Here is an 8,770-nt window from a genome sequence, read left to right on the forward strand (position 1 = left end):
AACAGGCCGCGTAGCGTACTACGCTCAGCGGAACTGCAGGGTAAGCAGGTAGTAGCGACCCAGTGGATCGTCCAGCCCCGGCATCTGCCCACCATTGCCGACCAGGTAGTTCACCGGTTGCGCATCAAGCACGTTGTGCACGTCCAGCGCCGCGATGACGCGTGTGCCCAGGCGGCGCGCCAGGTGCAGGTTCCAGCGCAGCTGGCGCGGATTCATGCAGTGGTTCTGTTCGATCTGCCGCTGCGGGCACTCGGCGCCGGGCAGCCATGCGCGGGTGCGGCCCACCTGGTTGCCGCGCAGGGCGATGTCCCAGTTGCTGTTCTGCCATTGCACGTTGAGGACCGCCGCCATCTCGGGCGTGACATGCCCGCGCAGGTCGATCGCCGGCTCATGGTCCCGACGGCGGCGCAGCTCCTGCTGCTTCAGCGCGTCCAGCGAGAACAACCACTGGCCGGTGCTGCCGGTGTCGACCCGGTATTCGCCACGCAGCACCCAGTTGCGGGAAGTGGTGCGGCCGATATTGTCGAACGACAGGCGGAGGCTGCTCAGGTTGCCATCCTCATCCAATTGCCAGGTGTCACGGTTCCACACGGCATCGGCCGGTTGCAGCGCGAGGATCTCGTTGCGCAGCTCGACGATGTTGTGGGTCAGCGAAAGCGAGAACGCATCGCTGGGTGACCAGGTCGCCGCCAGCGAATGGCTGCGTGAGCTCTCGGCCTTGAGCGCGTTGTTCTCCTCCACATCCGCAGTGACCACGCAGCGGCCGTCCGGCTCGCTCTGTGCACAAGGTGGCAGTGCGCTTGAGACGGGCAGGGTAAGGGTGCCGAACTGTCCTGGCGGGCGGCGCTGTTCGAACAGGCTGGGCGCGCGATAGCCGCGGCCGCTGGCCAGCAGGAACGACCAGTGCGGTGTTGGCGTCCAGCGCAGGCCGGCACGGGGCGAGAATGCCGTGTAGTCGCCGTCGTAGTCCCAGCGCGCGGCCAGGTCCATGCGCAATTCCGACGTGAGTGGCAGGCCCAGTTCCGCATACGCGCCGCCACTCTGCCGCGACAGGCGCCGCTGCTGCTGCGGCAGCCCCAGTGCCAGATCGCCCTGGCTCAGCAGGGTGTCCGGGTGCGACGTCCAGCGTTCATGGCGCAGATCGATGCCGGTAGCCAGCTGCGCATTGCCGCCCCGCATCGGCATCAATGCGCGCTGTATGCCCCACCAGCCCTGCCACTGCTCGGTAAGTCCACGGTTGCGGATCGATGGGAACAGCGAGGTGGCTTCATCGGCGGGCAATGCATCGAAGCCTGGCAGGAACCTGAGCGACTGCGCCGCCTCGATGAACGGTTCGGCGCGCACGGTGCCCGGCGTGGCCAGGGTGACGTCGCTGCGCTGCGCGCTGATGCCGGCGTCCCAGCTGTGGCTGCCCTGGTCCCGGCCGATGCCCAGGGTGAGATCGGCGTCGGTGGCACGGACCTGGGGACGCACATTGCCGGCTTCGCGCAGGACACTGTTGAAGGTGTAGCCGTACAGGCCGAGGGCGACGGCGGTCGGGCCCAGATCGAAACGCTGCCGGTTGTGGCTGGCGCGGGCTTCGGCATAGACGTAGCGTCCCTGGCCACGCTCATGCCGGTAGCGCAGATAGGCCGAGGCGGTATCGGAGGCCGGTTGAAGCGAACGAGGGCGCGAACTGTCGAACCAGCAGGCGCCATTGCGTCGTTTCAATGGTCCGTCGCAGCGCGTAGCGGGCCAGTAGTCGCCATCGCGGAAGGCGCCGATCAGGTACTGCGACGTCTCCGCGTGCCAGTCACGCTGGTCCCCCGCCAGGTGATCGACGCGATGCAGGTCGATGCCTGCGAACCAGCGGTCGCCGCTCCCGCGCAGGCCTCCGGTGGCGGCCTGCACGCGGTACTGGCCAGCGTCGCCACGACTGCTCAGACCGGTCTGCAGCGTTGCCTCCGGGCCGTCGGCCTGGTCGCGGAGGATGATGTTGACCACGCCGGACATGGCATCGGCACCGTAGATGGCCGATGCACCGCCGCGCACCAGTTCGATGCGTTCGACAAAGCTGAGTGGAATGCCGCCCAGGTCGGTGAGCCCGCCCTGTTCCAGGGACACCATCGGATAACGGGGCAGGCGCCGGCCATTGACCAGGAACAGGGTGGCGCGCGGTCCCATGCCATCCAGGCTGGTGGTGGCGGCTGCACCGACAGGCAGGTACTGCGAATCGCCACTGCGTGCGCTGCTCATCGCTGGCAGCCCGTTCATGCCGGGCAGGTGTCGCAGCAGGTCGAACAGGCTGCCGTAACCGCTGCGCAGGATGTCTGCGCGATCGATCGTGGTCACCGGCAGGGTGGTCTGCACGGAGGTGCGCGGCAACCGGCTGCCGGTGACATGGATCGGCGCCAGGTCCACCTGGGGGGGCGACTGCGGGGGCATGCGCGGGCGCGGCGCCACCGTTGCCGGAACCGGCGCCGCGACGGCGGGGGCTACGCGGATGCGGCGGACCACGAAGCCACCGGACGGTGTTCGAAGGATGGTCACCGGCATGCCGGCGACCAGCTGTTTCAGGGCCGATGCTGGATCGGCCTGGCCATGGGTGCCGTTGGCATGGAGCCCCGCCAGTTCCCGGGCATCGAACACCAGAGCGATGCCGCTTTGCCGTGCCCATTGCTGCAATGCCGAGGGCAACGGGCCAGCGTTGATGCGGTAGTCGTGGGTGGCAGCCGGATCGCCTGCGAGGGCGGCAGGCGGCGCGGCGACCAGCAGCGCCAGGCACAGCAGGGGGCGGAGCAGCCCCCACTGCAGCGCGCCTGGTCCTGCCATCGCCGCAGGCCTCCTCAGTACGTGCGGCGCAGTTCCAGCGCGCCATCCGGGCGCGTCTGGCCAGCAATGGACCAGCCAAGTTCCAGCGCGGACAGCAACTCCTGTGCGTCGCCTGCGCGGAACGTGCCGCTGACTGCCAGATCGGTGATCTCCGGGTCGGCGATCACCAGCGGTGCATGGCCATAGCGGTTCATGCGTTCGACCACGATCGACAGCGGGGTGGCATCGAAGACCAGCTGCCCATGCAGCCAGCCCTCGGCGGCTGCCGTGGAGGACAGCGCTGGACCGGGCTGGATGCGCCCGGAGGGCAGTACCTGCAGTTGCTGGCCAGGGGCCAGGGTGTGCTGGGCGGCGCCGTTGCTGACTTCCACCGCACCCTCCAGCAGCGCGACCTCGACCAGGCCATCGTGCAGGCGCTCGACCTGGAAGGTGGTGCCGATATCGCGGATGGTGCTGGTGCCGGCGCGCAGCTGCAGTGCTTTGTTCGATGGCGCGACCTGCAACTGCAGGCGGCCGCGTTCGAGGTCCAGCTCGCGGTGGCGCCAGCCAAAGCGTGCGTGCAGCGTCGTGCCGGCATCGAGCGTGGCTACGCTGCCATCGGGCAGGGTCAGCCGCTGCGCCTGATGCGTGTCATTGGCAAAGCGCTGCGGGGCTGGGTTGCCATCCACCGCTACCATCCAGCCCACGCCGATGGCCAGGCAGATACCAGCGGCCGCGGCCGCGGCAGGCAGCCAGCGGCGTCGGGCAGGCCGTGCCGCACGCGCCGCAGCCGTCCGCAGCCATGGGTCCGCAGCCAGGCCCTGGCCCTGCTGGAAAAGATCTTCGGCCTGCGCCCAGGCTTTGACATGGGCAGGGTCTTCAGCCAGCCAGTCTTCGAACGACTCGCGTTCGGCAGGTGTGCAGTCCGGGGCCTCCAACCGCGCCACCCAGGCGCTGGCGCGTGCGAACAGCGAGGCGTCTTCCGTGTGCCGGTGGCTGCTCATTCGGTATCCCCGTCGTTGTGCAGCGGATCCGGTCCCAACTCCTGGCGCAGGCCCTGCAGGGCGCGGGCGATGTGTTTTTCCACGGTCTTGGCTGTAATTCCACAGTGCCGCGCGATCTGCGTATAGCTCATGCCGGTGATCCGGTTGAGCAGGTACACCTCGCGCGCACGCTCGGGCAATTTGAAAAGGGCCTGCCGCAGCAGGGACAACATCTGCCCGGACTCCGCCTGGCGCAAGGGGTCCGGCGACGGGCTGGTGGGCTCGTCGTGACCCTCATGCTCGGCCAGTGACAGGTGCGGTCGCGACTGCGGCGATCGGCCGCGATCGGCCAGGCGATTGCGCGCGATACGATACAGCAGCAGGCGCAGTTCGTCGGTGCCGTGCGCGCGATAGCGGATCAGCCGCTCCATGCAGTCCTGCGCGATGTCCTCTGCATCCTCCGGCCCGACGCCCCGTGTGCGCAGGAACGCGCACAGTGGCGCGCGTTCCTCGCGTACGAACGCGATGAAGGCGTCCGCAGGCGCGGGTGGCTCCGGCGCGTGGTGGATCAGGGGGGACGGAACGGACAGGGCTGGCCTCGGCTGACGTTGGCGGGTGCGCCTTCGAGTTTTACGCGACGATGACCGGATGGGGAAGAGTGTGTGGTGTCCCTCTCTCATTGTGAATGCATTCATTTTTTCCGGCCGACCGGGCTGGGGGAGATTCCGGCGCTTTGCCGTTTGACTCCTTACCCGCGTGTTGCGGGTGGAGAGAGAGAACGTATGAAGCATTCGAAGTTGAGCCTGGCCCTGGCCGGGCTGATCGCCGTTGGCGCCATCGCGGCGGCTGATGACGTCATGGCAATGAGTTATCACGTGCAGGGGGATCGCATCTTCCTGAGCGGCGGGGTGACCTACGCCGATGTGGTGTCGTTGCCCGCGTTGCTGGCCAAGGCACAGGCCGAGGGCCGGCCGATCCGCGAAGTGGTGCTGCGCACCTCCAATGGTGGCGCGCTGATCGCCGGCGAGTGGCTGCAGGGCGTGATCCGCACGTCCGGCCTGAACACCATCGTGTCCGGCCACTGCATTTCGTCCTGCTCGATCATGCAGTCCGGTGGCGTCGAACGCTATCTGGCCGGTGATCTGCCGATCGTCGATTCGGTACAGATCCACGCGGCCAGCAACAGCGGCAAAGTGATCTACACGCCGTCGCCGCGGATGACCCAGATCTATACCGGCAACTACGGCGGTGGCATCGATGCCGGGCTGCTGCACAAGGCCATGTATGAAGTCGTGCAGCCCAACGGCCTGCTGGTGTTCCGCGATCCGGCGCGCACCACGGGTGCCTCGGTCACTTTCGATCCTGATGGCAGCGGCAGCAAGCTGGAGTCGTTCCCGGGCCAGGACATCTACAGCAACAGGGTCATCACCGCCAAGGGCTACCGCGACCCGGGCGATACGTTGAATGTCACGGCCAACGTGAGCGGCGACATCAACCCGGGCTACCTGCGCACCGGTCGCCAGCTGCAGACCTTCGTCGATGATGACTTCGCGCGCTGGAACACCAACTGGCAGTCCAGCTACATCAACCTGGCGCAGAGCATCTACAACGCCTCCAGCAATGGTCCGCAGGGCATCGGCGCGAACTCGGTACAGGACTACCAGAACGATCCCACATACAAGGCACTGCTGCTGTCGAAGCTGCGTCTGGGCGATCTGGATGTGTCCACGCTGGACAACTCCATGGGCGTGATCCGCGTGACCAATGGTGCGACATGGCGGACCTCCGCGACCACCGGTGCCGACTTCATGCTGGTCGACAACGGCACCATCGCGCTGGAAGGCGGCGCCCTGCGCGCTTCGGAGGTGCGGGTAATGGCCGCAGGCATGCTGGTCGGCAATGGTGACGTGGCCGGCACCGCTATGGATCTCAGTGCGCTGGCCAGCGGTACCCGCCCGTCCTGGCGCGAGGACGGCTTCAACCGCCTGCGCGTGTACGGGACCCTGATGCCGCGCGGCGGCGATCTGGTCACCCATGGCTACGTCAACATCATGCCGGGCGGGAAGGTGCTGTTCGATGTGACCGAGAACGGCGGGGCGGGCAGTGGCCGCCTGCGTGTAGGCAGTTTCTTCGACAGCAAGCAGACCGACGGCGCGCTGGTGATCTCCAAAGGGGCCTTCCTCGAACTGAACGTGGCGCAGGGTTACTACGGCCAGGACTTCCGCCGTGACCTGGTGCAGGGCCCGATCTACCAGGGCGGCTTCGAAGAGGTCGTGCGCCTGGGTGACACCGGCTACAGCGCCAGCATCACCGGCGGCGAAGTGTTCCGCCCGCGCCACAACTCGCTGCTGAGCTTCAACGTGAAGCAGGCCGCTGACGGCCTGTGGCTGACCGCCAACCCGGGTTTCGACCAGCTGGGCCTGTTCACCAACGGCACTTCCGGCGATGGCTTGGGCCGCGCGCTGGCGACTGCTTCCGATCGCAGGGATGGCGGCCTGAAGTCGCTGCTCGGCGCCTTGCAGTTCGCCGACCGTGATGTGATCGCACAGCAGGCCGGTGCTCTGCGCGGTGACGCGCACGCGACCCTGCGCCTGGCCGACAACGCATTAGTGGGCAGCATCGGCAACGTGGTGCAGCAGCACCAGGCCGCGATGCGCAGTGACGGTGATGCCGACGGCCTGGCCTCGCAGGCCGCGCAATCGGTGTCGGCGCAGCCGGGCATGCGCCACGGCAGCCTGTTCAACCAGCTGGCCATGCGTCTGGTCGAGCCGGCGGCGGGCGGCGGTGAAGGCAGTGGCTCTGGTCGCAACCATGGCCTGTGGGCGCGCGGTTTTGCCAGCCACGGCCGCATCGATGCCGACGGTGGCGTGGCAGGCTTGAGCCATAACATCGGCGGCATCGTCGTCGGCGCCGATACCCGCGTTGCCGATGACCGCGTCACCCTGGGCGTCAGCGTGGCCGCGGCAGATATGTCGACCAAGGGCCGCGACGGCTCCGACTTCAGTGGTGACGTGCGCGCGCTGGACGTGGGCGGCTACCTGGACGCGACCTATTCGCGCGGCTATCTGTCGGCCGCGGTGCGCTACACAGACCTGCGTCACGACACCCGCCGCAGCGTCAGCGGTATCGATGGCCTGCAGCAGCCGCTGCGTGCCAAGTACAGCAACGATGCGATCTCCGCGCGGGTGGAGCACGCGTTCTCATTCACCACGGGCAAGGGCCTGGTGATCCAGCCGCTGTTGCCGGTGGTGGACTACGCGCGTACCTCGGCCACGCGCTTCAATGAAGGGCAGGGCGCGGGTGCACTGGTCGGTCGCAGCGGCAGCCTGGAGAGCATCCGCGTGGGCGCCGGCCTGCAGCTGTTCAGGACCTTCGAAGGCAACAACGGCGAGCGCATTACCCCGCGTGCCCGCGTGGTCTGGCAGAAGGAACTGGGCGACTCGCAGGCGCGCTACAGCACCGGCTTCGCCGCAGCACCCGATCTGGTGTTCGGGGCAAGCAGCCAGGCCGTGGGCGAGCAGGTGCTGGCCTGGAACCTGGGTGTGACCAGCCGCGCCAGCGAACGCCTGTCGATCATGGCCGACTACGTGGGCGAGCGTCGTGACGGGCAGATCCAGAACGGCGTGATGCTGGGGCTGGGTTACAAGTTCTGAGTGGCACAGGGCACCGGCGATGCTCGCATCGCCGGTGCCATCCCCACGGACGCGTGGCTGCGGTATGGTCGGCATGGCATTCCATCCAGGTTCTTCCATGCAGATCGCCGTCTTCAGCGCCCGACCCTACGACCGTCGCTTCCTGGACGAAGCCAACCTGCGTGAGGCGGCGGGGCAGGGTTGCACGTTCATCTACTTCGATGCCGCGCTGGATGTGCATACCGCAGCGCTGGCACAGGACTGCGCCGCGGTCTGCGTGTTCGTCAACGATCGGCTGGATGCGCAGGTGCTGCGCGCGCTGCACGCGTTGGGTGTGCGGGCCGTGCTGCTGCGCTGTGCGGGCTTCAACAATGTGGACCTTGCCGCTGCGAAAGCGCTGGACCTGTTCGTCGCGCGGGTGCCGGCGTATTCGCCCGAAGCCGTGGCCGAGCATGCATTGGCGCTGGTGATGACCCTCAACCGCCAGACCCATCGAGCCTACAACCGCGTGCGCGAAGGCAACTTCATGCTCGACGGCCTGCTCGGGCGCACCCTGCATGGCCGCACGGTCGGCATCGTCGGTACCGGCAAGATCGGCCTGGCCACCGCGCGCATCTTCAAGGGTATGGGCTGCACGGTGCTGGGGCACGACCCGTACCCGTCGCCGGCCTTCGCGGGTATCGGCGAGATGGTGGCGCTGGATGAACTGCTGGCGCGCGCTGACATCGTCTCGCTGCACTGCCCGCTGACGCCCGATACCCAGCACCTGATCAATGACGCCTCGCTGGCGCGGATGAAGCCGGGCGCGATGCTCGTCAACACCTCGCGCGGCGGATTGGTGGATACCCATGCAGTGATCCGCGGGCTGAAGTCGCGCCGGCTCGGCCACCTGGCCATCGACGTGTACGAGCAGGAAAGCGCGCTGTTCTTCCAGGACCTGTCCGGCGAGATCATCGACGACGAGGCCTTCCAGCGCCTGATGACCTTCCCCAACGTGCTGGTGACCGGCCACCAGGGCTTCTTCACCGTGGAGGCGCTGCAGGAGATCTCGGCGATCACGCTGGGGAACCTGCAGGATTTCGCGGCTGGGCGGGTGTGTGCCAACCGGGTAGAGGCGGACTGAGCCGGGTGGATTGACCGCCGGGGCGCCCAGCCCGTAAAATCGCGGGCTCCGCCGGAATAGCTCAGTTGGTAGAGCGGCGCATTCGTAATGCGTAGGTCGCAGGTTCGACTCCTGTTTCCGGCACCAGTTGTAGAAAAGCCCCGGCCTTGGTCGGGGCTTTTTTTTGGTTCTTCACCCAAGTCCGGGGAAGGCTGCACGGATTTTGAGGAAGAAATAGGCGTCGTCTCGGTATCCGTAGGCGA

5 protein-coding genes and 1 tRNA gene are annotated in these 8,770 nt (G+C 67.4%); 3 read left to right on the top strand and 3 right to left on the bottom strand.

Going from position 1 to position 8,770, the window contains the following annotated elements; genetic code table 11:
* Nucleotides 1-24: 24 nt before the first annotated feature.
* From O0K41_RS15850 to O0K41_RS15860, 3 genes are read right to left on the bottom strand one after another with little or no spacing between them, the layout of a single operon-like run.
* On the bottom strand, nucleotides 25-2,811 hold the full coding sequence (locus tag O0K41_RS15850) for a TonB-dependent receptor (RefSeq protein WP_108270261.1): 2,787 nt from the start codon (nucleotides 2,809-2,811) through the stop codon (nucleotides 25-27).
* Between the two features lie 14 nt (nucleotides 2,812-2,825).
* Nucleotides 2,826-3,794, bottom strand: coding sequence for a FecR domain-containing protein (locus tag O0K41_RS15855; protein ID WP_033833367.1), 969 nt, complete (start codon nucleotides 3,792-3,794; stop codon nucleotides 2,826-2,828).
* Entirely contained in the window at nucleotides 3,791-4,300 is a 510-nt protein-coding gene (locus tag O0K41_RS15860) for an RNA polymerase sigma factor (protein ID WP_076738471.1), read from the bottom strand. Before O0K41_RS15860 ends, O0K41_RS15855 begins: the two co-directional genes overlap by 4 nt.
* A gap of 255 nt (nucleotides 4,301-4,555) precedes the next feature.
* On the opposite strand from O0K41_RS15860, the gene O0K41_RS15865 reads away from it, so the two are divergent.
* The 3 genes from O0K41_RS15865 (at nucleotide 4,556) to O0K41_RS15875 (ending at nucleotide 8,654) form a co-directional block, all read left to right on the top strand.
* Nucleotides 4,556-7,426: an autotransporter outer membrane beta-barrel domain-containing protein gene (locus O0K41_RS15865; RefSeq protein ID WP_164221404.1), complete on the top strand. Its 2,871-nt coding sequence runs from the start codon at nucleotides 4,556-4,558 to the stop codon at nucleotides 7,424-7,426.
* Between the two features lie 97 nt (nucleotides 7,427-7,523).
* Nucleotides 7,524-8,528 (top strand): 2-hydroxyacid dehydrogenase, encoded by a 1,005-nt coding sequence (locus O0K41_RS15870; RefSeq protein ID WP_049448457.1) that lies wholly within the window; start codon nucleotides 7,524-7,526, stop codon nucleotides 8,526-8,528.
* 50 nt (nucleotides 8,529-8,578) lie between these two features.
* Nucleotides 8,579-8,654, top strand: a tRNA-Thr gene (locus O0K41_RS15875).
* Nucleotides 8,655-8,770 lie beyond the last annotated feature (116 nt).

Origin of the sequence: Stenotrophomonas sp. Sm2128, assembly GCF_030985535.1 — a bacterium.
GTDB classification, from domain to species: Bacteria; Pseudomonadota; Gammaproteobacteria; order Xanthomonadales; family Xanthomonadaceae; genus Stenotrophomonas; species Stenotrophomonas maltophilia.